Annotated in this window: 18 protein-coding genes; 12 read left to right on the top strand and 6 right to left on the bottom strand. The window is 46.1% G+C overall.

From position 1 onward, the window contains the following. Positions 1-65: 65 nt before the first annotated feature. The 4 genes from H3V11_RS09485 (at position 66) to H3V11_RS09470 (ending at position 6,851) form a co-directional block, all read left to right on the top strand. Complete coding sequence (locus H3V11_RS09485) at positions 66-1,757, top strand: glutamine--tRNA ligase/YqeY domain fusion protein (RefSeq protein WP_198209848.1); 1,692 nt, start codon at positions 66-68, stop codon at positions 1,755-1,757. Between the two features lie 128 nt (positions 1,758-1,885). Then, a complete protein-coding gene (yccS, locus tag H3V11_RS09480) occupies positions 1,886-4,042 on the top strand; it encodes a YccS family putative transporter (protein ID WP_110413893.1) in 2,157 nt (718 codons plus the stop codon). Positions 4,043-4,233: 191 nt separating this feature from the next. Next, the gene (gene proP, locus H3V11_RS09475; RefSeq protein WP_198224641.1) at positions 4,234-5,799 is read left to right on the top strand and encodes a glycine betaine/L-proline transporter ProP; all 1,566 of its coding nucleotides are present in this window, start codon (positions 4,234-4,236) and stop codon (positions 5,797-5,799) included. A gap of 107 nt (positions 5,800-5,906) precedes the next feature. Next, a complete protein-coding gene (locus H3V11_RS09470; protein WP_198224639.1) occupies positions 5,907-6,851 on the top strand; it encodes a hypothetical protein in 945 nt (314 codons plus the stop codon). Between the two features lie 319 nt (positions 6,852-7,170). Here H3V11_RS09470 and H3V11_RS09465 read toward each other — a convergent pair whose 3' ends face one another. Genes H3V11_RS09465 through tsaD form a run of 4 tightly spaced genes read right to left on the bottom strand, consistent with a single transcriptional unit; the run spans position 7,171 to position 11,096 of the window. Beyond that, positions 7,171-7,599, bottom strand: coding sequence for a DUF4124 domain-containing protein (locus tag H3V11_RS09465; protein WP_174829794.1), 429 nt, complete (start codon positions 7,597-7,599; stop codon positions 7,171-7,173). Positions 7,600-7,619: 20 nt separating this feature from the next. Continuing rightward, positions 7,620-8,105, bottom strand: a complete 486-nt coding sequence (locus H3V11_RS09460; RefSeq protein ID WP_025330034.1) for a hypothetical protein — start codon at positions 8,103-8,105, stop codon at positions 7,620-7,622. Between the two features lie 24 nt (positions 8,106-8,129). Further along, on the bottom strand, positions 8,130-10,034 hold the full coding sequence (locus H3V11_RS09455; RefSeq protein WP_198224637.1) for an ATP-binding cassette domain-containing protein: 1,905 nt from the start codon (positions 10,032-10,034) through the stop codon (positions 8,130-8,132). A gap of 39 nt (positions 10,035-10,073) precedes the next feature. Next, complete coding sequence (tsaD, locus tag H3V11_RS09450; RefSeq protein ID WP_198224628.1) at positions 10,074-11,096, bottom strand: tRNA (adenosine(37)-N6)-threonylcarbamoyltransferase complex transferase subunit TsaD; 1,023 nt, start codon at positions 11,094-11,096, stop codon at positions 10,074-10,076. A gap of 201 nt (positions 11,097-11,297) precedes the next feature. Here tsaD and queC point away from each other — a divergent pair, with 201 nt between their 5' ends. From queC to H3V11_RS09420, 6 genes are all read left to right on the top strand, one after another. Continuing rightward, a complete protein-coding gene (gene queC, locus H3V11_RS09445) occupies positions 11,298-11,960 on the top strand; it encodes a 7-cyano-7-deazaguanine synthase QueC (protein WP_198224626.1) in 663 nt (220 codons plus the stop codon). Positions 11,961-12,070: 110 nt separating this feature from the next. Next, positions 12,071-12,343: a YbeD family protein gene (locus tag H3V11_RS09440; RefSeq protein WP_025330038.1), complete on the top strand. Its 273-nt coding sequence runs from the start codon at positions 12,071-12,073 to the stop codon at positions 12,341-12,343. Next, positions 12,340-12,984, top strand: coding sequence for a lipoyl(octanoyl) transferase LipB (gene lipB, locus H3V11_RS09435; protein ID WP_025330039.1), 645 nt, complete (start codon positions 12,340-12,342; stop codon positions 12,982-12,984). The genes H3V11_RS09440 and lipB overlap by 4 nt, the downstream gene beginning before the upstream one ends. Beyond that, positions 12,981-13,937, top strand: a complete 957-nt coding sequence (gene lipA / locus H3V11_RS09430) for a lipoyl synthase (RefSeq protein ID WP_025330040.1) — start codon at positions 12,981-12,983, stop codon at positions 13,935-13,937. The genes lipB and lipA overlap by 4 nt, the downstream gene beginning before the upstream one ends. A gap of 460 nt (positions 13,938-14,397) precedes the next feature. Further along, the gene (gene gltB / locus H3V11_RS09425; protein WP_198224611.1) at positions 14,398-18,864 is read left to right on the top strand and encodes a glutamate synthase large subunit; all 4,467 of its coding nucleotides are present in this window, start codon (positions 14,398-14,400) and stop codon (positions 18,862-18,864) included. A gap of 49 nt (positions 18,865-18,913) precedes the next feature. Further along, positions 18,914-20,323, top strand: coding sequence for an FAD-dependent oxidoreductase (locus H3V11_RS09420; RefSeq protein ID WP_198224609.1), 1,410 nt, complete (start codon positions 18,914-18,916; stop codon positions 20,321-20,323). Between the two features lie 77 nt (positions 20,324-20,400). On the opposite strand, the gene H3V11_RS09415 is transcribed toward H3V11_RS09420, so the two are convergent. Further along, the gene (locus tag H3V11_RS09415; protein WP_198224607.1) at positions 20,401-22,029 is read right to left on the bottom strand and encodes an FAD-dependent oxidoreductase; all 1,629 of its coding nucleotides are present in this window, start codon (positions 22,027-22,029) and stop codon (positions 20,401-20,403) included. Positions 22,030-22,042: 13 nt separating this feature from the next. After that, the gene (locus H3V11_RS09410; RefSeq protein WP_198224605.1) at positions 22,043-23,554 is read right to left on the bottom strand and encodes a polyamine aminopropyltransferase; all 1,512 of its coding nucleotides are present in this window, start codon (positions 23,552-23,554) and stop codon (positions 22,043-22,045) included. A gap of 194 nt (positions 23,555-23,748) precedes the next feature. Between H3V11_RS09410 and H3V11_RS09405 the strand changes: the two genes are divergently transcribed. Together H3V11_RS09405 and H3V11_RS09400 are read left to right on the top strand one after the other, a co-directional pair. Beyond that, a complete protein-coding gene (locus H3V11_RS09405) occupies positions 23,749-24,147 on the top strand; it encodes a DUF350 domain-containing protein (protein WP_110413902.1) in 399 nt (132 codons plus the stop codon). A 31-nt stretch (positions 24,148-24,178) separates the two neighbouring features. After that, positions 24,179-25,222 (top strand): SPFH domain-containing protein, encoded by a 1,044-nt coding sequence (locus H3V11_RS09400; RefSeq protein ID WP_370570182.1) that lies wholly within the window; start codon positions 24,179-24,181, stop codon positions 25,220-25,222. The last annotated feature ends 4 nt before the right edge of the window (positions 25,223-25,226 follow it).

Raw genomic sequence — 25,226 nt, 5'->3', positions numbered from 1 at the left:
CTTTTACTTGGTGTTTTCAGGCGTTTTTATTCTGCAAAACACATTTGCACATATTCAGAAGAACTATGCTTAATAAAGATCAGTTTGCCGATAATCATTTTATACGCTCTATTATTGAGGAAGACCTGCAAAGCGGGAAATGCCGGCAGGTAATTACGCGTTTCCCTCCCGAACCTAATGGTTATCTGCATATCGGCCATGCTAAATCGATCTGCCTGAATTTTGGTCTGGCTTATATTTATGATGGTTTGTGTAATCTGCGCTTTGATGATACGAATCCTGAGAAAGAATCGGATGAGTATGTGCGCTCGATTAAGGAAGATGTGCAGTGGCTGGGTTTCCAGTGGCATGAGGAACGTTTTGCTTCAGATTATTTTGAACGTTTGTATGAGTATGCGCTGGAGCTGATTAAAGCAGGTAAGGCGTATGTGGATGATCTGGATGCTGAGGAAATGCGTCAGTATCGCGGTACGTTAACGGAGCCGGGTAAAAACAGCCCGTATCGTGAACGTACGATAGAAGAAAATCTGGATTTGTTTGCCCGTATGCGCAATGGGGAGTTTCCGGACGGCAGTAAAACGCTGCGGCTGAAAATTGATATGGCTGCGGGCAATATTAATCTGCGTGATCCGGTAATCTACCGTATCCGCCGTGTGCATCATCATCGCACTGGTGATAAATGGGTTATTTATCCGATGTATGATTATACGCATGCGATTTCGGATGCGATTGAAAATATTACTCATTCGCTGTGTACGCTGGAATTTGAATCACACCGGCCGCTGTATGACTGGGTGGTGGAGAATATTACGATTGCGCATCAGCCGCATCAGTATGAATTTTCTCGGCTGGAACTGCTGTATTCGATTACTTCCAAACGCAAGCTGAATCAGCTGGTAGTGCAAGACCATGTGTCCGGCTGGGACGACCCGCGTATGCCAACTATTTCCGGTATGCGCCGCCGCGGTTATACGCCGGAAGGGCTGCGTCTGTTTGCCAAACGGGTAGGTATTTCCAAGAGTGAAAATGTGGTGGATATGAGTGTTCTGGAAGGTGCTATTCGTGAAGATCTGGAAAGTGTGGCACCTCGGATGATTGCGGTGCTCAATCCGATTAAAGTTGAGCTGATTAATTTTGATGAGGCGATAACGCAAAGCCGTGAAGCACCGTTTCATCCGCATCATCCGGAAATGGGCGAGCGTCTGATACCGCTAACGAAAACGATTTATATTGAAGCAGACGATTTTGCGCTGGAGCCGCCTAAAGGCTGGCAGCGTTTAACGCTGGGCGGTGAAGTGCGCCTGCGTTACAGCTATGTGATTAAGTGTGAGGAAGTGGTGCAGGATGCGTCCGGACGGGTGGTGTCGCTGAAATGCTCGATAGACCATGACACGCTGGCTTCTAAGCCGCAGGGACGTAAGGTGAAAGGTGTTATTCACTGGCTGTCTACTGAATATGCTGTGCCGGCTAAGGTGCGGTTGTATGACCGGCTGTTTACTGTGGAACGTCCGGATGCGGTACGCGGTGATGATGGTCAGTATCGTGATTTTACTGAGTTTCTGAATCCGGCCTCGGTAACAGAAATTGATGCACTGGTGGAGCCGGTAGCAAATACGCTGGCACCGGAAACGCGCTATCAGTTTGAGCGTCTGGGCTACTTTGTGACTGACCGCTATGACCATACTGCGGAAAATCCGGTATTTAACCGTACTGTAACTTTGCGTGATACCTGGCAGGCACAGGTTGAGAAGAAATAATTGTGTCTGTATATGGAAAACCGGCTTTTTGAAGCCGGTTTTTTTATGCTGTAAATAATCTGTCCGGTTTATCCGGCAGCTTGCTAAAATGGGGCAGGTTGTGTTTTCTGGTCATTAGAGGCGATTAGATGCGAACAATTCCGGTACGTGCAGGTTATCTGGCCAATTTACCGATGCTGCTCAGTATGATGCTGGCGGCACTGTGGGTATGGTATACGGGCAATACGGCTGAAAGTACGGCACTGTTTCTGGGAATTATTGCCGGCGGGCTGGTGGATCTGGATGATGGATTTACCGGCCGTTTACGCAATCTGTTTTTTACGCTGATACATTTTTCTCTGGCTGCTACTGCGGTGCAGTGGACATTCGGGCATCCGCTGGCGTTTTCGCTGCTGATGGTGTGGGCGGCATTCAGTATGACGATGATGGGTGCTATTGATGTGCGATACCGCACGATTGCTTTTGGTACGCTGCTGGTGATGCTGTATACGGTGCTGACTTATTCGCCGCTTTTACCCTGGTATACCAATCCGATTATGCTGGTTTGCGGTACCAGTTTGTTTAGTCTGTGTACGCTGGTGCTGCATCTGCTGTTTCCTAACCGGCCGGTGCAGGACAATCTGGCCGGCTCTTTTGCCAGACTGGCCGATTATATGCTGGTAAAAGCTCAGTTTTTTGACCCGGATGAGGTGGATTTGCTTGCAGAAAGGGAACTTGAGCTGGCAATGAAAAATACGGCGGTGATTAATGGTTTTAATCAGTGCCGTACTGCTTTGTTTTACCGTCTGCGCCGGCAGCACCGGCAGCGTAGTATTGGTATGCTGCTGCAATATTATCTGACTGCACAGAATATCCATGAACGTATCAGTTCGCGCCATGTTGATTATGCGGCACTGGCGCACAAGCTGGCACATTCTGATTTAATTTACCGTATTCAGCGCTTGATTGTGTTGCAGGCTCAGGCTTGCCGGCAGATGGGTGAATGCCTGCAGGAAGATAAGCCGTATGCATTTAATCTGATGCTTCAGCGTGCCGGTGAAGGTGTACAGCAGGCTGTGGCACGTTATTGTGCAGAACATGGCAGTGATGAGGATTTACCGGGTTTACAGCAGTTAACGGCTAATATTCTGGCGATTAATGAGCAGCTGTTGTGGCTGGAACAGGTAAAGAATAACAGTAAAGAACAAAACATCGGTGATTTGCAGATTGCCGGGCTGGATGTTGACCGGATACGCGATATTCTGCCGGCGTTAAAAGCACATTTTACTTTTCAGTCGAATGTGTTGCGCCATGCTGTGCGTTTGGCCATTCTGACTGCTGTTACCTGTGTGGTGGTTGAAAGTTTCCATCTGAAAATGGGTTACTGGATTTTGCTGACCGGGGTTATTGTCTGTCAGCCGAATTATTCGGCAACAACAGCCAGGCTGAAACAAAGAATTGTGGGTACGCTGCTTGGGGTAGTAGTGGGTTCGGCATTGCCCTATTTTGTGCCTGCGCTGTCTGGCAGGCTGATAATTGTGGTGGTTAGTACGGTGCTGTTTTTTGCATTCAGGGTTCGTCGCTACAGTTTCTCCACGTTTTTTATTACGGTTCAGGTGCTGGTGGGCTTTGCGATTATCGGTATGGATACGCAGTCAGCCATGCTGTCACGCTTTACGGATACGATTCTTGGCTCTGTGCTGGCATGGTGTGCGGTATCGTATTTGTGGCCGGACTGGCGTTATCTGACGCTGGGACGGATTGCCGGACGCGCCTTAAGCAGTGATGGTGTCTATCTGCGACAGGTAGCGCAGCAGTTGCAGAACGGGCTGAGCGACGATGTTGTTTATCGCGCGGCGCGACGCAATGCACACGAGCTGGCGGTTACGCTGAGTAATACTGTAGCTGATATGTCGATGGAACCAAAACGTTACGGGCAACATCTGGCTGAGGGTAAGACCTTGCTGCAACTGAATTATGTATTGTTAAGCTGTATTTCTGCACTGGGTGCGATTCGTGCTCAGGTGGATCGCCTGCGTCCACAGCTGACGCCGGAACAGGTGCAATACTGGATGACGATTGCCGGCAGTCTGGCAGAATTGATGGAGCAGAAACCCGATTCCGCACTTTTTCAAACTAAGTGGGAGGCATTGGCAGAGCTGTTAAAAGTGAGCAGGCCGCTGCCGGATGATGATGTGGTTGAAAAGGTATTATGGCGGCAATTGCATCAGATTCATGTACAGCTGCCACTGTACAGGCAGGCTTTGCGGGCTGATGCCGGAGCAGGCAGGATAGCGGCTCAGTAATGCGGCAAACAGGCTGTGAAAGTGAATTAATAAACTATGAAAAATCGGGGTGGAATAAAATAATTGTAGCACAAGCGCTCTTTTATCGATTATGCTGTAGATAGTTTTCTTTAAAATTCAATTACAAAGCGTTTTTCAGACGCATGTTATAATTGAAATATCATTTAAATATTAATAATGAGAGGATTATCATGACAGCTGTTAATAAACAAAATGAGGCTTCTTCTCATGTTCCACCACTGATTCCTACTCAGAACGGAACGCTGGAATTACACGATATCACTATTGTTGACCAGAATAAGCTTAAAAAGGCCATTTCTGCCGCTGCACTGGGTAATGCCATGGAGTGGTTTGATTTTGGGGTATATGGTTTTGTGGCTTATGCGCTGGGACAGGTATTTTTTCCGTCTGCTTCGCCCAGTGTGCAGATAATCGCCGCACTGGGTACCTTCTCCGTACCATTTCTGGTGCGCCCGCTTGGTGGTGTATTTTTCGGGATACTTGGCGATCGCTTCGGCCGGCAGAAAGTATTGTCGACTACCATTATTATTATGGCACTCAGTACTTTTTGTATTGGTCTGATTCCATCGTATAACAGTATTGGTATGTGGGCACCTGTGCTGTTGCTGTTGTGTAAGCTGGCTCAAGGGTTTTCTGTGGGCGGTGAATATACGGGAGCGGCTATTTTTGTCGCGGAATATTCACCCGACAGGCAGCGCGGTTTTCTGGGCAGTTTTCTGGATTTTGGTTCAATCTGCGGGTTTGTGCTTGGTGCAGGGCTGGTGGTATTGCTGGAAAATATTATGGGTTCGGCACATTTTCTCTCGTGGGGCTGGCGCATTCCGTTTTTTCTGGCTGCTCCTTTAGGTCTGCTGGGCTTGTATTTGCGCCATGCTGCGGAGGAAACTCCGGCTTTTCAGCAACATCTGGATATGATGGAAAAGGCTGAGCAGGAAGACGTTGGTAACCGGCCTCAGGTTTCGTTTAAGAAAATTATGCAGCGTTTCTGGCCTACATTGCTGGTGAGTGTCGGGCTGGTGTTAACCACAAATATCACTTACTACATGCTGCTGACTTATATGCCCAGCTATCTGTCGCATAATCTGCATTATGGTGAAGAGCGCGGTGTGCTGATTATTATTGCGATTATGATTGGTATGATGTTTATGCAGCCGATTATTGGTTTTGTCAGCGATAAAATCGGACGCAAGCCATTTGTGATTGGCGGCTCAATTGCATTGCTGATTCTGGCTATTCCGTGTTTTCAGCTGATTACCAGTGGCAAAGTAGGGCTGATTTTTCTCGGGCTGTTTATTCTGGCGCTGATTCTGAATTCTTTTACCGGTGTTATGGCTTCTACGCTGCCGGCACTGTTTCCTACCCGTATCCGTTACAGTGCTCTGGCCAGTGCATTTAATATTGCGATTATTATTGCTGGTTTAACGCCGACTATTGCCGCTGCGCTGGTGGATGCTACTAATGATTTGTTTATTCCGGCTTATTATCTGATGCTGGTGGGAATTATCGGAATTGTTACCGGTATCTGCCTGAAAGAAACAGCCAATCGTCCGCTGCGCGGTGTGTCTCCTTCAGCTTCGAATAAGCAGGAAGCGCGTGAGCTGCTGGTGCAGACTTATCAGCATATTGAGCAGAGTGTGGATGATATTGATGCAGAAATTGCCCGCTTACAGGAGCAGATAGGCGAACTGGAAAAGCGTAAGCAGCAATATATTGATTTACATCCGAAGCTGGAGTGAATAATTAAATAGATGGAATAAAATAAAATCAACTAATGTTAACTTGTGTATGTTAATATTAGTTGATTTTTTATTGATATAACATGATGATATGTCAAATTTAATTTATGGAAAAAATTAAAGAAATTACTCAATTAATACTAAATATATTTAAGATTATAAGTATTACATGCCCAACTATTGGAATTATTATTTTTACTTTTTACTGTATGGAGATACATTTTATTCCCCCAGATGTACAAATTAGTGAAACTTTAATATTTATATTAATAACTATAAGTTTTGGTATGCTATATGCATTAATTATTGGTTTGCTATATTTGACAAATTTAGCAATTTTCTTTTTTGTTTATATGTTAATAATAGGATTACCTTCTATTATATATTATAGAATAAAAGATTATAAAATTAAAAATTATAAATTAAAAGGAATTCCGTCATTAAGTATTATAATATTTATAATGGCTTATGGAATAGTATCAGAAACATTTATATTAGCATTTAGTAATGGATCAGATATTTTTAGTTTAGAAAAAATAGTTACGGTACAAATTTTAATATTTATATTTTTTAGTTTAAAATTCTGTGTTGATAATAATATCTTTAAAAAATTAAAAAAAGCATCAACTCAAAAAATTGAAAAAGAAAAATCTGATAAAAATGAAAAAATTAAAAATATTACATTTTATATATTTTTATTGATTATAATTCTAATAGGAATAGGTCCGTTTTCAACTAATTCATTTAAATTTTCTTTTACTATATATGGTCTTAGAAAAACTAATGTATCACTATTAATAGATAAAAATTATTATAAAGTATTACAAAAAAATATAAATGAATTAAATTCGAAAGATTCTAAATCCAACTTCAAAATTACATGTGATAATAATTTTTGCGAACTAGAACATATAGATATTCTACTGACTAACGTTGGTTCCAAAACTTTAATTTTTATTCCGTCAATAGAGAATAAGACAAAAGGCTTACGAGTGGAGTTACCAAACAGTGCGATAAAATTAAATCTACAGGATTATTCACAAAGTAATTAAGTTAAAAATTTGAGAAAATAATCATCAGATGTAATTGATTAATCAGGAAATGAAAATCTTTTTGTACTGATAGTGATGTTTATCTATTATTTAATCAATTTTGATAGTAGTTTTAACAGATATTTGATCAATGCGTTGAGGCTGAGAATAATGTTATTACTTTAATATCAGGAATGCTTTTATATGGTTTTATCTACGATTTATATTTGATAATCCTGCCTGAATAATAGAGCTAATTCTCAGATATATACTTTTAATGAATCATTCAAGTTATTTACCGGCTAAAAAATATTTTAAGCCGGTAAATTCTAAGCAGATTTTATTTGCCATTCAGAGCGTTATCCAAATCCTGCTGCCGGGATTTTACGGCATCTTCCAGACCTTTTATGCGTTCCTGATAGCGCACGTAGTTGCGTTCATTTCCCATACGAATTTTTTTACCGTCTTCCAGTGCTTTTTTGGCATCGGCAAGGTTTTTACGGGCAGCAGAAATTGCGGCCTGATCGGGCTGGTTGCGGGCGGCTGAATCTGCATCTTTGGAATTGGTATCAGGAGTAGCTACGGCCGGTTTGTAGGCAGAAGTGGTTGAGAAATTCCCGCCCAGATTGCTGACAGAATGGCAGTTTTTACCTTTCGGAACTTCGCTGTAACTGTGATTCCCCCTGCTGTCGGTGCATTCATATATCTGTGCCAGTGCAGAAGTGCTTATCAGTGTACACAATGTGGCAAGTATCAGGGATTTTCTCATGATTTATCCTTTATCTGGGTTTACATACGACCAAGTTCCCGCTGTATGGCCTGAATGTTCTGCTGCCGGTCAAGTACCGCACTTTGCAGTTCGGTAATATTACCGCCTTTACCGGTACGGCTGCGGTTCAGTGCCTGCTGTGCCTGAGCAAGAGCATTACGTTCATTGGTCAGCTCCTGCTGCAAAATGGCACGACGGGTATTGTCGCTGCCTTTAGGAACGATATTAACTGTGGGTTGCAGGCCGCTATAGGCTGTTGCTACCTTGGTTGCAGGCCGCGGGCGGCTGCGTATTGTGGCCGAAGCACTACTGTTGCGGTAGCTGGGACGGCTGTCGCTATAGCTACCGATAGCCGGTAAGTTGGCTACGGCACAATTTCCCTTTAGTTTTGAGGTATAGACAACTTCGCCGTTTTCAAGACAGGTATACACTTTTGCAACGGCACTCTGTCCTATAAACAGGCCACTGGTAAATATTAGTATGGGAATGATTTTTTTGTATGTCATTATTGAGCCTTATACTGCAATAATTCAAGTAGTCTGGTTAATGTTTTCTACTTCTTGCTGCCATTCAAGCCATTTTTCTTCAGTCTGAGCTAATTTTACTTTGAGCTCGGCCAATTGGGTAAGGGTTTGTTGTAATTTTGTCTGATTTTCGTCAAGATATGCTTCTTCACTGGCTAGAAATGCTTCATGTTGTTTGCGTTGCTGCTGCCAGTTTCCCATATCCCGTTCGGCTTTTTCGATATTTTTCAATAACGGTTTAATCAGACGGGCACGCTGCTGACGTTGTTGTGCTTCAATGCGTTTCTGCTCTTTGCGATTGTGGTTATCACGCGAATCCTGCGGCTGTTCACCGTTATGCTGATCCTGAGTTAAACGCCACTGGCGGTAATTGCTGAGGTCACCATCAAAGTGTTTCAGTTCGCCATCACTGAGATAAATTAAAGCATCAGTAGTCGATTCAAGCAGGCTGCGGTCGTGAGAGACTACGATCAGTGCGCCTTTAAACGTCTGTAATGCTACAGTTAATGCATGGCGCATGTCCAGATCAAGATGGTTTGTCGGTTCGTCCAGTAGCAGCAGGTTCGGTTTTTGCCAGACTATCATTGCCAGTGCCAGACGGGCTTTTTCACCGCCGGAAAAGGGGGCGATTGGTTGTAAAGCCATATCTCCGATGAAGGCAAAGCTACCGAGGAAGTTGCGGATTTCCTGTTCGCGTACAGCCGGTGACAGCTGCTGGATATGCCAGACCGGACTTTGGTCTGCACGCAGTGTTTCGAGCTGATGCTGGGCGAAATAACCGATTTTGAGTTTTTCCGCACGGATAATCTGGCCGCTTAGTGGTTTCAGGCTACCGGAAATGGCTTTGATAAGGGTGGATTTACCGCTGCCGTTTACCCCGAGCAGACCATAACGTGCTCCGGATTCAACTGAAAGGTCGATATCGTGCAGAACGGTTTTGTCACCATAGCCAAGGCTGATGTGTTCCAGTTTCAGCAGCGGATTAGGCAGATGGTCAGGCTGCGCAAACTGAAACGAAAACTCACTGTCCAGATGTGCCGGGGCAATGCGTTCAAGCCGTGCCAGTGCTTTGATTCGGCTTTGTGCCTGTACTGCTTTGGTGGCTTTGGCTTTAAAGCGGTCGATAAAGGATTGCAGGTGCTGAATATGAGCCTGCTGTTTAAGATAGGCAGCCTGCTGCTGAGTCAGCCGCTGTGCACGTTCCTGCTGATAAAAATCATAGTTGCCGCCGTAGAGGATAAGCTGCTGTTGTGTCAGTTCAACTGTCTGGGTAGTGGTGGCATTCAGAAAATCACGGTCATGCGAAATGATTATCTGGGTGGTATCCAGACCGGCCAGATGCTGTTCCAGCCACAATACTGTTTCCAGATCCAGATGGTTGGTAGGTTCATCCAGCAGGAGTAAATCTGTACGGCACATCAGTGCCTGAGCCAGATTCAGGCGCATACGCCAGCCGCCGCTGAATGATTTTACCGGTTGCTGCTGTTCCTGCTGTGAGAAACCAAGACCGTTGAGCAGTTTGGCTGCACGTGCCGGCGCACTGTATGCGCCGATTTCATCCAGCCTTGCATGATATTCTGCCTGTTTGAAGCCGTCGTCGGCATCTTCGGCCTGTTGCAGTAGCTGTTGCAGTAGCTGCAATTCGCTGTCGCCCTGCAAAACATAGTCCAGCGCGGGTATATCCAGTGCGGGTGTTTCCTGTTTGACAGTGGCCAGTTGCCAGTGTTTGGGTAAACGGATATCACCGCTGTCATGGCTGATTTTACCTTCAATCAGAGCGAACAGGCTGGATTTGCCGGTGCCGTTTTTACCAATCAGGCCGATACGCTGACCCGGGTAGATGGTCAGGCTGGCATTATTCAAAAGTTGTTTATTACCACGTTGTAAACTAAGGTTTTTAATTTCAATCATATTAATCTGTGCGGTTAACCGTGCTGAGGGTGCACGGTATTACTGAACAATCTGGCTGAGCGGCCAGCGCGGCTTTACATTAAAACCGGCAGCAGGCTGTGCGTTGCTCAGGTGCATGGCACCGGCAAAAGCAATCATGGCGCCATTATCTGTGCAGTAGGCCATTGGCGGAAAGAATGTCTGTATTCCCGGCAGGTTGCTGAGGCTCTGACGTAACTGCCAGTTTGCGCCGACACCGCCGGCAACAACCAGCTGCTGATAACCGGTTTGTTTTAATGCCTGTCTGGCTTTGCTGGTGAGTACATCTACTACGGCGTTCTGAAATTCGCGGCAAATATCATTGCGAATTTGCTCCGGAAGCTGTTCTTTACAGCCTGTTTCTGTGCGGATTTTGTTTACTGCGGTCAATACTGCGGTTTTTAAACCGGAAAAACTCATGTTTAAGTCGTGTGAATGCAGCATGGGGCGGGGAAAATGCAGGCTGCCCGGTTGTCCCAGTCTGGCCAGTTCTGACAGTCTGGCACCGCCGGGATAAGGCAGGCCAAGCAGTTTGGCGGTTTTATCGAAAGCTTCTCCGGCAGCGTCATCTATGCTTTCCCCCAGAAGGGTATAGTTGCCAATCCCTTTTACGGCCATAAACTGGGTATGGCCGCCGGAAACCAGTAAGGCGACGAAGGGAAAGGCAGGTTTGTCTTCGCTCAGTAATGGCGAGAGCATGTGTCCTTCAAGGTGATGTACCGGAATAACCGGTTTGTTCAGGGCGAATGCCAGAGCATTGGCAAAGCTGGCGCCGGCCAAAAGTGCACCGCCCAGACCCGGTCCCTGTGTGTAGGCAATAGCGTCGATATCACTGTATGTTTTATCTGCCTCTTGCAGACAGGCCTGAGTAAGCGGTGTCAGCCGGCGGATGTGATCGCGGCTGGCCAGTTCAGGCACGACACCGCCATATTCTGCATGCATGGCAATTTGTGTATGCAGTTGATGAGCCAGCAGACCGTGCGCGCTGTCGTACAGGGCGACGCCGGTTTCATCACAAGAAGATTCTATTCCCAGTACCAACATGTTTGTGTATTTGAAATATCAGCAATAAAGCCGGTTATTTTACCTGTTTTACACGCTTTCGTGACCAAACTGTCAGTATAAGAGGGCAAATGTTTTATAATTTGTAATAAATGACTGCGTGGTTCGCAAACCTCCCACGTCAGGCGGCCGGAAAGAAGGCTTTCCGGCTGGTTCTGAAATCAAAACTAAGGAATCTGGATAATGAAACAATATTCTAAGGCTCTGGTAATTTTTTCCGGCGGTCAGGATTCAACTACCTGCCTGTTGCAGGCCATTGCTGCTTACGGGCGTGAGAATGTGCAGACGATTACGTTTCAGTATGGTCAGCGTCATGCGATTGAGCTGGAAAAAGCACGCTGGATTGCCCAGGATCTGGGCGTGGCACAGACAGTGATGGATTTGTCGCTGTTGCAAAGTATTACCCATAATGCGCTGATGGATAAACAGCAGGCGATTGAGGCACCGGCTGAAGGGTTGCCCAATACTTTTGTCGACGGACGGAATGCGCTGTTTTTACTTTATGCGGCTATTTTTGCTAAGGGTCAGGGTATTCATGATGTTATTGCCGGTGTCTGTGAAACAGATTTTTCCGGCTATCCTGATTGCCGTAATGTGTTTGTCCAGTCTATGAATGTAACGCTGAATCTGGCTATGGATTATGAATTCAGGCTGATAACGCCGCTGATGTATCTGGATAAGGCGCAAACATGGGCATTGGCGGATGAGCTGGGCTATCTGGACTATGTACGGAAACACACACATACCTGTTATGATGGTATAGAGGGCGGTTGTGGTAAATGCCCGAGCTGTGTGTTGCGCGAACGGGGATTACAGGCCTATCTGGCACAAAAAACAGGTGTTTAGTCTGGCTGTACAGCTGTTCTTAGCTTTGGATTAAAAAAATTTACGTGAATAAGCCTGTTTTGCATGGGATTTACATGGTACAAACGTGAGCAGACAGGAAAGGTACAGAAATGAGTGATAATCTGAAAACCAGTATTATTGAATTTCCGCTGGATTTCCCGATTAAGGTAATGGGTGCACAGCATCCGGAATTTGAGGCTAAAGTGCTGGAGGTGGTGCAGCAGCATGCACCGGATACAGCGGCAGAAAATATTAATACCCGTCCGAGCAGTAAGGGTAATTATATTAGTGCAACGGTGGTGGTTCGTGCTGAAAATCAGGAACAGCTGGATAATATTTATCGTGCTTTAAGCAGCCATCCGATGGTGAAAGTTGTACTATGAAAGTGGTGCAGCTGGGTTTACGCTCCTATCAGCCGGTTTTTGCGGCTATGCAGGAATTTACTGCACAGCGTACGGCTGATACTGAAGATGAATTGTGGGTAGTTGAACATCCGCCGGTTTTTACTCAGGGTATGGCTGGTAAGCCCGAACATATTCTGGTGCATGATGATATTGAGGTAGTGCAGATTGACCGTGGCGGACAGGTCACTTATCACGGTCCGGGGCAGCTGGTGGTATATACGCTGATTGATTTCAAGCGCCGGCATATTACTGTGCGTGAGCTGGTCAGCCGGCTGGAAAACAGTATTATTGCTACGCTGGCTGATTACGGAATTACAGCGGTGAATGATCCGAAACGTCCCGGTGTTTATGTGAACGGGCAGAAAATTGCTTCGCTTGGTCTGCGTATTAAACAAGGCGCGGTGTATCATGGGCTGGCACTGAATGTGAATATGGATCTGACTCCGTTTACACATATTAATCCGTGCGGTTATGCCGGTTTGCATATGACCCAGATAGCGGATTTTGTTAAGCCCTGCCCTGAGCTGGCCGATGTGGCTGAGCGTTTAACCGGCTACCTGACTTTAGAATTGAATGCACCTCCGCCTGAGCGGAAATCTACACAGAAAGTTGTACTATGAATCAAGATAACAGCCAAGGGGTAAAACATAAAGGTGCGGAAAAAACTGCGCGCATTCCGATTAAGGTTGTGCCGCTGGAAGAAAAACTGAAAAAGCCGGAATGGATACGGGCACGACTGCCAAGCAGCCAGAAGTTTTTTGAAATTAAAAGCATTGTGCGTGAGCAGAAGCTGCATACTGTATGCGAAGAAGCCAGCTGTCCGAATATTGGTGAATGTTTCAGCAAAGGTACGGCAACATTTATGATTATGGGTGATATCTGCACCCGCCGCTGTCCGTTCTGTGATGTGGGGCATGGCCGTCCTAATCCGCTTGATCCGCAGGAACCAAAGCATCTGGCTGCTTCAGTGAAGGCAATGAATTTACGTTATGTAGTGATTACTTCGGTTGACCGTGACGACTTACGCGATGGCGGAGCACAGCATTTTGCCGACTGCATTACTGCCATCCGCGAATCCAGCCCGCATACACAGATAGAAGTGCTGGTGCCTGATTTTCGCGGCCGTCTGGATACTGCGCTGGATATTCTGGCACAGACACCGCCGGATGTACTGAATCACAATCTGGAAACCGCACCGCGCCTGTATAAGCAGGCTCGCCCCGGAGCCGATTATCAGCATTCACTGAAACTGCTGAAACAGTACAAGGCATTAAGGCCGGAAGTGGCGACCAAATCCGGTCTGATGGTAGGGCTGGGAGAAAGTGATGAGGAAATTCTGGAAGTTATGCAGGATTTACGTGCTCATGATGTGGAAATGATTACTATCGGCCAGTATTTGCAGCCAAGTAACAGCCATTTGCCGGTATTGCGTTATGTTACGCCGCAGCAGTTTAAGGAGTTTGAAAAGCGTGCTTACGAGATGGGCTTTAAGCATGGTGCCATTGGTGCCATGGTACGCTCCAGTTATCATGCTGATGTTCAGGCTGAACATGCGGGTGTCGTTAATGAGTAATATTTATCAGGGAGATGCCGGCATCTCCCTTTTTTATTCATTACAGCGGAAAAGTATAAAAACAGGATGCGCCTGTTTTTTTATATTTAAAGCCGGAAATAATTAAATCAGATAATTTTATATTGTTGAATTAGAATAATAATTGATTATTATTCTCAATTAAAATAATTTGCCAATAGCATAATTTGTGCTTTTGGCAATTTTTTTTGGCTGTTTAGGCCGTTATTATTAATTATCTCTAAATTGGTGAAAAATAGCAGATATTGTACTCAATTCCATTTTTATACGCAGTAAAACGGATTATCGTAGTGATTTAATCTAAATTTAAATGAAATCACAGAGTTTTTTTTGCGGTGCCGGAGAAAAAAGGTTTTGACGCTTATAGGTAAATTTTTGTATGTTTGTTACCTTGTCTAATTAATTTGTGCTTTGCAGTTAGTGCAGCAAATGAGGTTTCCCGATGTCCAGCTTATACGACCATTCTCTGGTAAAAGAAAACTGCGGTTTTGGATTGATTGCCAATATTGAAGGCGAAGCCAGCCACAAGGTGGTGCGTACCGCAATTCTTGGGCTGTCACGCATGCAGCATCGCGGTGCGATTTTATCGGATGGCAAAACAGGTGATGGTTGTGGCCTGTTACTGCAAATGCCGAAAAAATTCTTTCAGGCTGTTGCCGAAGAAGAAGGAATTACGCTGGCCAAAAACTTTGCCGTAGGGATGATTTTCTTTCCCCGTGATGAGGCTTTGCTAGAAGAATATAAAGCAATAATTGAGGAAGAACTGACCCGTGAAACGCTGAATATTTCATTCTGGCGGCCTGTTCCCACTAATCCGAAAATGCTTGGTTCCATTGCTCTGGCGGATATGCCTTATATTCAGCAGGTGTTTGTTAATGCGCCTGCCGGCTGGCTGCCGCGTGATTTGGAACGGCGGCTGTTTATGACCCGCCGGCGTGTTGAAAAACGGATTAATCATCGTGATTTTTATATTTGCAGCTTATCCAATCAGACGATGATTTATAAAGGGCTGTGTATGCCCAAGGATTTGCCGCGGTTTTATCCTGATCTGGCTGATTTGCGCATGCAAAGTGCTATTTGTCTGTTTCACCAGCGGTTTTCAACCAATACATTGCCACGCTGGCAGCTGGCACAGCCATTCCGTTATCTGGCACATAATGGTGAAATTAATACTATTTCAGGGAATCGTGCCTGGGCGCGCGCACGCTCGTATAAATACCATACTCCGCTGATTCCCGATTTGCAGACTGCTGCGCCGTTTGTCAATGAAACCGGTTCGGATTCCAGCTCTCTGGATAATATGCTGGAGCTGTTTGTGAACGGCGGTATGGATTTGTTCCGGGCTATGCGTCTGCTGGTACCGCCGGCATGGCAGCACAATCCGGATATGGATGAGGATTTGCGTGCATTTTACGATTTTAATTCCATGCATATGGAACCGTGGGACGGTCCGGCCGGTATTGTACTGAGTGACGGCAGGTATGCGGCCTGTACGCTGGACAGAAATGGTTTACGGCCGGCACGCTATGTTATTACTCAGGATAAACTGATTACGATTGCCTCTGAAGTAGGTATCTGGGATTACGCACCGGATGAAGTACTGGAAAAAGGCCGTGTCGGACCGGGTGAGTTGCTGGTGATTGATACGCGTGAAGGCCGGCTGATGCATTCGGCGGATATCAATACTGAGCTGAAAACCCGGCATCCGTATAAAGAATGGCTGGATAGAAATGTATTATCGCTGATTCCGTTTGAAAAACTGCCGGATGAAGAGGCCGGTACCTCCAGTTTGTCAGCAGACCAGTTGATGGTTTACCAGAAACTGTTCGGTTATGACATGGAAGAGCTGGAAAATGTGGTGCGGATACTGGGAGAAAACGGACAGGAACCGGTAGGATCAATGGGTGACGATACGCCATTTGCGGTGTTGTCACAACGGCCGCGGGTACTGTACGACTATTTCCGTCAGTATTTTGCTCAGGTAACCAATCCGCCGATTGACCCCCTGCGCGAAAAACATGTGATGAGCCTGAATACTTGTATCGGGCGCGAAATGAGTGTGTTTTTTGAAGCTGAGGGAATGTCACACCGGGTGAATTTTAAATCGCCGGTATTGCTGTACTCTGATATGCAGCAGTTATTGCAGCTATCAGCTGAGCATTATCAGCATCATCATCTGGATGCTGTCTATAACCCGAATGAAACCAGTTTGCAGGAAGCGCTGGTACATTTATGCGATGAAGCTGTGGCTGCTGTCAGAAACGGTGCTGTTCTGCTGGTGATATCAGACCGCAATGTCAGCCGGAATGCTATTGCTATTCCTGCTGTTTTCAGTGTCGGTGCTATTCAGCAGCGTCTGGTCGAAACCAATTTGCGCTGTGATGCCAATATTATTGTTGAAACTGCCTCGGCACGTAATCCGCACCATTTTGCGGTACTGATTGGTCTGGGTGCCACGGCAGTGTATCCGTATCTGGCGTATGAAAGTCTGGCCAGAATGGTTAGCATTGGTGCAATTACCAAACCATTACGGCAGGTAATGCTGAATTTCCGCAATGGTATTAATAAGGGACTGTATAAAATCATCTCCAAAATGGGTATTTCAACGATTTCTTCCTATCGTTGTGCCTGTTTGTTTGAAGCAGTGGGCTTTCATCACGAAGTGATGCAGTTATGCTTTAAGAATATGATTAACCGGATTGAAGGTGCAACATTTGCCCAGCTGGATGATGAGCTCAGATGGCTTCACAAGCGGGCATGGCAGAAAAGCCGCGGACTGGAAATCGGCGGTTATCTGAAATACAAGCCGCAGGGTGAGTATCATGCCTATAATCCTGAGGTGGTGAATACATTGCAGGCGGCCATAAATACCGGAGACTATAGCCGTTACCGTCGCTATGCAGATGCAGTTAACCACCGTCCGCCTGCTATGCTGCGAGATTTGCTGCGTCTGAAAACTGATAATGCAACGCCGGTTAAACTGGAACAGGTAGAAGCCGCAGAAAATCTGTATAAGCGCTTTGACAGTGCGGCAATGTCTATCGGTGCACTGAGTCCGGAAGCGCATGAAGCGCTGGCTACTGCGATGAACCGTCTGGGCGGTTTCTCCAATTCAGGAGAGGGTGGCGAAGATCCGAACCGCTACGGCACTGAACGGGTATCACGGATTAAACAGGTGGCTTCCGGCCGTTTTGGTGTAACACCGGCTTATCTGATGAGTGCAGATGTTATTCAGATTAAAGTGGCACAGGGTGCCAAGCCGGGCGAAGGTGGTCAGTTACCCGGCGATAAGGTGACTCCGTACATTGCTCAGCTGCGCTTTGCCGTTCCCGGGTCTACGCTGATTTCACCGCCACCGCATCATGATATTTATTCAATTGAAGATTTGGCACAGCTGATTTTTGACTTGAAACAGATTAATCCGCGTGCGCTGATTTCAGTTAAGCTGGTGTCTTTACCGGGTGTGGGTACGATTGCTACCGGTGTGGCTAAGGCATATGCGGATCTGATTACTATTTCCGGCTATGACGGCGGTACCGGTGCCAGTCCGATAACCAGTGTGAAATATGCAGGCAGCCCGTGGGAACTGGGTCTGGCTGAAACTCAGCAGGCTCTGGTAGAAAATAATCTGCGCCATAAAGTGCGCTTACAGGTTGACGGTGGTCTGAAAACCGGGCTGGATATTGTGAAGGCAGCTATTCTGGGGGCTGAAAGTTTTGGTTTTGGTACCGGACCGATGATTGCACTGGGCTGCCGCTATCTGCGCATTTGCCATCTGAATAACTGCGCTACCGGTGTAGCGACACAGGATGATACTCTGCGCCATGAACATTTCCACGGCCTGCCTGAGAAAGCAATGAATTATTTCAAATTCATCGCACAGGATGTACGCGAAATTATGGCGCAGCTCGGTGTAACTCAGTTAACGGATTTAATCGGCCGTACTGAGTTACTGGAAATTGTTTCCGGAATTACGCCTAAACAAGGTACGCTGGATTTGAGCAAGCTGCTGTATTCCCCGAAAGTACCGGATGGCAGCTCACGCTACTGTACTCAGACCAATCCTCCGTTTGATCCGGGACGCCTTAACCGTACCATCATGCAGGATATTGGTGATGCGATACAAAGCGGTGAGGATGTTGAATTAAATTATGATATTAATAATACCGACCGTTCAGTAGGTGCCTCATTGTCCGGCCGGATTGCAGAAACTTACGGTAATCGTGGTCACGTACCTCAGCGTTTTGATATCTATCTGACCGGAACAGCCGGACAAAGTTTTGGCGTATGGCTGGCCGGAACTGTAAATTTATATCTCACCGGGGATGCCAATGATTATGTGGGTAAAGGTATGGCCGGCGGCAAAATTGTGATTCATCCGCACGGCGGCACAGCTTTCCGTCCTGAAGACACGACAATTATCGGCAATACCTGTCTGTATGGTGCTACCGGTGGCAAGCTATTTGCTTCCGGTAAGGCCGGTGAACGTTTTGCCGTGCGCAATTCCGGCGCTACGGTGGTCGTAGAAGGCATTGGTGACAATGGCTGTGAATATATGACTGGTGGTGTGGTATGCGTACTCGGTAAAACCGGAATTAATTTTGGTGCCGGTATGACCGGCGGCTTTGCCTATGTACTGGATGTAGACGGCTGCTTTAAACAGCGGATTAATCCGGAGCTGGTGGAAGGGCTGGATATCAGTGAATTAACTATGCATCAGGAAAATCTGCGCGGGTTAATTGCCGAGCATGTAGAAAATACCCACAGTCCGTTAGGGGAGCGCATTCTGGCAGAATGGGATAATTATGTCAGCCGTTTTGTGCTGGTTAAACCGAAAGCCAATGATGTTGATGCGTTACTGGGACATAAGCCGCGTACAGTTACAGAACTGCGTGCAGTGACCCAGTAAGCTCGCCGGATAATGCAGAAATAATTAGAAATATTGCAAGGAACACCAGATGAGTCAACGCGAAAATGTTTATCAGTTTATTGATGTGCCGCGTGTGGATCCCCCGAAAGAACCGCTGACTGTACGTCGGCATGAGTTTGCGGAAATTTATCAGCCGTTTACTACTGCACAGGCTATTGCGCAGGCAGACCGCTGTCTGGCCTGTGGTAATCCGTACTGTCAGAATAAATGTCCTTTACACAATAATATTCCCAACTGGCTGCGACTGGCCAATGAAGGAAGAATTATCGAAGCAGTTGAACTGGCACACTCTACCAACAGTCTGCCGGAAGTCTGCGGACGGGTTTGCCCGCAAGACCGCTTGTGTGAAGGTGATTGCACGCTGAATGCTGAATTCGGAGCGGTTACGATTGGAGCCATTGAGAAATACATTACTGAGCAGGCTTTTGCACAGGGATGGCATCCCGATATTAGTAAGGTGGAAAAAGTAGGCAAAAAAGTGGCGGTAGTCGGTGCCGGTCCGGCCGGGCTGGGTTGTGCCGATGTACTGATTCGCAATGGTGTGGATGTTACAGTTTACGAACGGGCGACAGAAATCGGCGGTTTACTGACTTTCGGTATTCCGGCTTTTAAACTGGAAAAAGAAGTGATGATGCGCCGCCGTCATGTACTGACTGATATGGGTATTGAGTTCAGACTGGGGGTAACAGTAGGTGAAGACGTTACCCTGCAGGGACTGGAACAGCAGTATGATGCGGTATTTCTGGGTGTAGGTACTTATCAGGGGCTGCGTGCAGGAATTGAAAATGAAGATGCCGCTGGTGTTTATCTGGCATTGCCTTATTTAATCGGCAATACCGAACATTTACTGAATATTCCCAGTAAAGATTATGTTTCTATGGCTGATAAGCGCGTAGTGGTTCTTGGCGGTGGTGATACTGCCATGGATTGTGTGCGTACAGCTTTACGTCAGCAGGCAAAAGAGGTTATCTGTGCCTATCGCCGCGATGCGGCCAATATGCCCGGATCAAAAAAAGAATTCAATAATGCGCGTGAAGAGGGTGTTCAGTTCAAATTCAATGTGCAGCCACAGGCAGTAGTGACTGATGCTGATGGCACAGTAAGCGGTATTCAGGTAGTAAAAACCATAATGGGCGCGCCGGATGAGCGCGGGCGCCGGCGTGCTGAAATTGTTGCCGGCAGTGAAGAAGTGATTGCCTGCGATGCGGTGATTGTGGCGTTTGGTTTTGCTCCGCACAGTATGCCCTGGTTAAACAGTGTTGGCGTTACTGTGGATGAACGCGGCCGGATTCAGACCTGTGGTGAATATAAACAGCAAACAGCCAACCCTAGAATTTTTGCCGGTGGTGATATTACCCGTGGTTCTGATCTGGTAGTTACTGCTATTGCGGAAGGTCGTGATGCGGCACAAAGTATTATGGATTATCTTGAAGTTTAGAAAGTTTGTTATCTGAATCAAACAGCCTGTTGTCATATTTCTGGCAGCAGGCTGTTTGATTGTTCTGATACCGCATATTAGGGTTGTGCCAGTATCTGATCTGCCGCACGTTTACCCCAGTAGCAGGCTTCTTCAAAAATCGAATAACCGGATAAATCACTGTGTGCAAACTGTAAGCGACCGGTATAAGTACGCAGTGATTGTAACCCCTGATTGGACAGATAGCCCGGTTGCGGTACAGCCATGGCATGACCACGTAAACTTAAACGCGCCTGCAACATATGCCGGCGTAGTTTAACTCCATAGATTTGCTCCAGTTCAGCGGCCGCACACTGATAAATTTCATCGGTTGAGGCAGACAGCATCCAGCGGCGTACATTAGCAGGGGTATCATGATTCAGCGCAGTATAGGCGGTAAATGAGGTATAGGCCGGTGGACCCTGCCGGATTTGCTGGTGGGTTGCCACCACATAACCCAATCCTTTTCCCTGATAGAGGATATTATCCCAGGCGAGTTTGCTGCCCTTGCGTTCTGCCGGAAAACCACGCAGCAGAAAGTTCGCCACAATCCATGGTGCATATTGCGGCATATGAATATCCGGTTTGAATCCGTACTGCTGAATATCTTTAACTACATGGGCTGCAATATAAAGTGGCATGGCACATACAGCATGCTGAGCCTCAAGCCAGTAATATTGTTGCCGCTCTGTACAGATAAGCAGGCGAACACCCTGATTATGCTCCTCAATTGAAACAGCAAAGGCATTGATACTATATGGCTGAGTGCGTGGCAAACTAATATCCGCCAGACTGGTTGCCGGATGCAGGCGGCAGAACGTGCGTATCCGTTGTGACAGTTCATTCAAACCATCAGGCCATGTCATTATTGTGCCATGCTCATTTTGCTGATTACCGCGCGCACAAAAATAGTGCAAACCTGCCCAGGCACTGATTTGTCTGATACCTTGTCCATAATCATCACGGCAGCAATAGTCCAGATACCATAAAAATGTCGGCGAACGATAGTTTTGCTGCTCAAGCCAGTCAGCAAATGTTATTTTTTCCAGACGGCGCCATTGACTATCCATGCTGGCTAAATCAAGCGGAATAGTGAATAAACGCTTACCATCCGTACCACGCTGATTACTGAGCATGTGTATAAACTGAAAAAAGCGTTTACTGTCGGCATCTGTATGCGGCAGTAAATCGTTCTGCCATTGTTGCTGATAAAACAGACGCTCATTAGGTACTTGAAGCAAAGCCCGCTCATCATAAACACCATGCTGACAAAGCTGTAAATCATTAAGTAGTTCGCGAATATGTTCTGATTCAGGCGAAGGCAGGGGCAGATAATGGGCTCCGGTCGGATAGTTTACGCCAAACTGCTGTTCGCCGCGGTTATTGCCATTGCGTTCAGCCCCGTCAAGTAAAATATAATCCTGCATGCCTTGTCTGGATAATTGCCACGCCGCAGCCAGAGCTGCCGCCCCGCTGCCGACAATCACAGTATTCACGCTGAATCTGGGTATCTCTGCCGGGACATTTATACGGGCATCACGAATAGCATGGCCGGTTGTCTTACCGGGAAAATCTATACTGACTGGCGGCTGCCCGGGTCTGAAATAGCGCCATGCCTCATAGCCGGTTAGACCTACCATACTGGCACCGAGTACATGGCTGAGAAAACGGCGACGACTGATTTTCATTTCTGCTATTCCTTTAGCGCATGACAGCGCGCCAGTCAGCCTCAAAATACTCTACCAGCTTTTGTGTATTCAGATGATTGGGTTCAACAGAGCGGCGTTGCATATCTTTCGGAAAAATAAACATTTCTCTTGTACTATCGGCATCCAGATAGCGTGTTGGTACCTGATAATGATCAGGAATCAGAAATTCACCGCTCTGATTTGCCATTACATAACCCCATTCACCGAATGACGGAACATAAACATGGTAAGGCAGAGTCTTTAAGCCGGCCGTTTCCAGCGTGTTCACAATACACCAGAACGCATTCGGGGCAAAATAAGGTGAAGTGGACTGCACTACGATATTGCCCTGCGGATTTAAATGCTGTGCAACCATCCGGTACATCGGAACTGAATACAGCTTGCCCAGAGAAAAATTAGACGGGTCGGGAAAATCGATAATGATTGCATCAAATTTCTGCTGATTGTGTTCCAGCCATTGTGCCGCATCCGCATTGATAATATGCATTTTCGGATTATTCAGTGAGTTCTGGTTTAGCTGGCGCAAATGAGTTGAGTTACGGAATACTTTAGTCATGCTGGCATCCAGATCGACCAGAGTAACCTGCTTAACCTGAGGGTATTTCAGTACTTCACGAGCAGCCAGTCCGTCACCGCCGCCCAGTATCAGAACGCTGGCAGTCTGAGGATTCTGTTCCATTACCGGCAAGACCAGTGCTTCGTGATAACGGGCTTCATCCATTGAAGAAAATTGTAAATTGCCGTTGATAAATAAACGGGTATCATTATGCCATTTTGTAATGACCAGACGCTGATAAGGAGAGGCTGTGCTGTATACGACCGGATCGCCGAAATAATGCTGTTCTGCCTTATCGGTAATTTTATTGGCATAGCAGAAAAGAAGAATCAGAATAAGCAGAACCACATTACCGCGCAGATACAGGCTGCGGTAGCGGCGTAAGTTTTTTTTAAATAACCGTGCAGTTAATAATGCAACAACCGTATTCAGAATACCGAACAGCAGGGCACTTCTGGCCATACCGAGTTTGGGTGCCAGAATCAAAGGAAAGAGTAGGGAAACAGCCAGTGCACCCAGATAATCAAAAGTCAGCACCCGGCTAACGACTTCTTTAAATTCAACTTCACGTAAATTGAGTACCCGCATGACCAGCGGCAGTTCCATTCCGGTAACAATACCGATGGTTAATACCATTCCGTACAGTATTGAACGAAAAGGTGTCTCAGAGAAGCCAAACAGAACAAACAGCAGCAGCGCAGAAATACCGCCAACGATACCCACCAGAATTTCGATATCAATAAAACGGTTTAATGCATCTTTGTCCTTAATATAGCGTGTCATATGTGCACCGATACCCATCGCAAACATGTACACGCCGATAATTGAAGAAAACTGAAGTATCGAATCACCAAGCAGATAACTGGCCAGAGCAGCAATAATCAGTTCATATGCCAGACCGCAGCTGGCTACCACAAATACCGATACAATTAAAGCAGGATTCACCATTTATCCTTTTATTCATTTTGTCTGCTTCAGGCACAGGCTGCTGTGAGGCATCCTGTCTGACTAAACTGTATATACTGATAAGGCAGCAGTTATATTCAGATGTTAAATTTCTGCATAATAAAGTAAATTCAACACTATACAAAATAATTATTATACGGTATGTTTAACATCAGAAATAATCGGGATAATAAATAATGACAATTCCTTTATTGCAATATCTCCAATATTTAAAATATTTTGCGGTGGCGCTGTCCATGCTAATCGCATTTGCTTTGTTATATATGCGTATTACTCCTGTAGCTGAGCTGAAATTAATTAAACAGGGGAATATTGCCTGTGCTGTTTCACTGAGCGGCTCAATGATTGGTTTTTGCATCACTCTGACTTCCAGTATGCTGCAATCAGTTAATCTGGTCAGTTTTATTATCTGGGGCATAGCAGCCATGATTATTCAGATTCTGGTGTATTTGATTGCTACCTTGCTGATACCTAAAGCTAATCAGGAACTGGCAAATAATAATATTGCAGTCGGAATTCTGTTTTTTGGTTTGTCTGTGGCTATCGGTATTCTTAATGCTGCAGCATTAAGTTAATAATTAACTGTATTTAAACTGGATACGAACAATGGTAATGAATTCAATTTTTGGCAGTAATGGTCTGGGTGGCTTCATTAAGAAACAATTTATTGACGTTATCCAGTGGGAAAATCCTGACCCGGATGTATTAATGTGGCGGTTTCCCTTACAGGATCAGGAAATTCAGAATGGTGCCGCTCTGGTGGTGCGTGAAGCACAGTCTGCTCTTTTTGTGGATGAAGGTCAGATTGCAGATCAGTTTGGTACAGGAACATTTACCCTTAATACCCAGAATCTGCCTTTACTCACCAATCTGAAAAACTGGAGTAAATTATTTCAGTCTCCATTTAAATCGGATGTGTATTTTTTCAATCTGCGTCAGCAATTATCCAGACGCTGGGGAACTGCACAGCCGGTTACCATTCGCGACAGTGATTTTGGTGCCATCGCTGTACGCTCGTTTGGCATGTACACTTTTCGCATTGCCCAGCCGGCAGTTTTCTTTCGTGAAGTAAGCGGTGTCTGTGAAGAATACCGAACTGAAACACTGGAAGAGCAGTTGCGTAATCTGGTCATTACTCAGATGGCCACTGCTTTTGGCAATTCTTCTATTCCTTTTCTGGATATGGCTGCTAACCAGCTAATGCTGTCACAGCAAATGATCACATTACTAAAACCGGCTTTTGCAGAGCTCGGACTGGAGCTGGAAAAGTTTACTGTGGAAAGCATTACTCTGCCGGAAAATCTGCAAAAGCGTCTCGATGAGCGTATCGGCATGGGTATTGTCGGGGATATAGCACGTTACACCCAGTATCAGACTGCACAGGCCATTCCGCTGGCAGCGGAGAATGAAGGCGGTATTGCCGGAATTGGTGCCGGACTGGCTGCCGGTATGAATATAGCCACTGTGATGACTTCCGGTCTGACCGGAACGGTGGCTGCACAGACTGCACCGGTCGGTAGTACTGAAAACGGAACTTCAGATTTAACTGCCCGGCTCGCGCAACTGAAAACATTGCTGGAGCAAAACCTGATTAGTCAGAATGATTATGATACTGCCAAGGCTGAGATTATCAAAAAAATCACCGGTTAATTCG

The organism is Snodgrassella sp. W8158, from assembly GCF_016100435.1.
GTDB lineage: Bacteria > Pseudomonadota > Gammaproteobacteria > Burkholderiales > Neisseriaceae > Snodgrassella > Snodgrassella alvi.
Note: the sequence above shows the minus strand (reverse complement) of the source record. Positions and strands in the feature narration are given on the sequence as shown.

What these genes read in the sequence shown, in the direction of transcription:
- H3V11_RS09485 (WP_198209848.1), top strand. Translation starts at nt 66, where the DNA reads ATGCTTAATAAAGATCAGTTTGCCGATAATCATTTTATACGCTCTATT.
- yccS (WP_110413893.1), top strand. Translation starts at nt 1,886, where the DNA reads ATGCGAACAATTCCGGTACGTGCAGGTTATCTGGCCAATTTACCGATG.
- proP (WP_198224641.1), top strand. Translation starts at nt 4,234, where the DNA reads ATGACAGCTGTTAATAAACAAAATGAGGCTTCTTCTCATGTTCCACCA.
- H3V11_RS09470 (WP_198224639.1), top strand. Translation starts at nt 5,907, where the DNA reads ATGGAAAAAATTAAAGAAATTACTCAATTAATACTAAATATATTTAAG.
- H3V11_RS09465 (WP_174829794.1), bottom strand. Translation starts at nt 7,599, where the DNA reads ATGAGAAAATCCCTGATACTTGCCACATTGTGTACACTGATAAGCACT.
- H3V11_RS09460 (WP_025330034.1), bottom strand. Translation starts at nt 8,105, where the DNA reads ATGACATACAAAAAAATCATTCCCATACTAATATTTACCAGTGGCCTG.
- H3V11_RS09455 (WP_198224637.1), bottom strand. Translation starts at nt 10,034, where the DNA reads ATGATTGAAATTAAAAACCTTAGTTTACAACGTGGTAATAAACAACTT.
- tsaD (WP_198224628.1), bottom strand. Translation starts at nt 11,096, where the DNA reads ATGTTGGTACTGGGAATAGAATCTTCTTGTGATGAAACCGGCGTCGCC.
- queC (WP_198224626.1), top strand. Translation starts at nt 11,298, where the DNA reads ATGAAACAATATTCTAAGGCTCTGGTAATTTTTTCCGGCGGTCAGGAT.
- H3V11_RS09440 (WP_025330038.1), top strand. Translation starts at nt 12,071, where the DNA reads ATGAGTGATAATCTGAAAACCAGTATTATTGAATTTCCGCTGGATTTC.
- lipB (WP_025330039.1), top strand. Translation starts at nt 12,340, where the DNA reads ATGAAAGTGGTGCAGCTGGGTTTACGCTCCTATCAGCCGGTTTTTGCG.
- lipA (WP_025330040.1), top strand. Translation starts at nt 12,981, where the DNA reads ATGAATCAAGATAACAGCCAAGGGGTAAAACATAAAGGTGCGGAAAAA.
- gltB (WP_198224611.1), top strand. Translation starts at nt 14,398, where the DNA reads ATGTCCAGCTTATACGACCATTCTCTGGTAAAAGAAAACTGCGGTTTT.
- H3V11_RS09420 (WP_198224609.1), top strand. Translation starts at nt 18,914, where the DNA reads ATGAGTCAACGCGAAAATGTTTATCAGTTTATTGATGTGCCGCGTGTG.
- H3V11_RS09415 (WP_198224607.1), bottom strand. Translation starts at nt 22,029, where the DNA reads ATGAAAATCAGTCGTCGCCGTTTTCTCAGCCATGTACTCGGTGCCAGT.
- H3V11_RS09410 (WP_198224605.1), bottom strand. Translation starts at nt 23,554, where the DNA reads ATGGTGAATCCTGCTTTAATTGTATCGGTATTTGTGGTAGCCAGCTGC.
- H3V11_RS09405 (WP_110413902.1), top strand. Translation starts at nt 23,749, where the DNA reads ATGACAATTCCTTTATTGCAATATCTCCAATATTTAAAATATTTTGCG.
- H3V11_RS09400 (WP_370570182.1), top strand. Translation starts at nt 24,179, where the DNA reads ATGGTAATGAATTCAATTTTTGGCAGTAATGGTCTGGGTGGCTTCATT.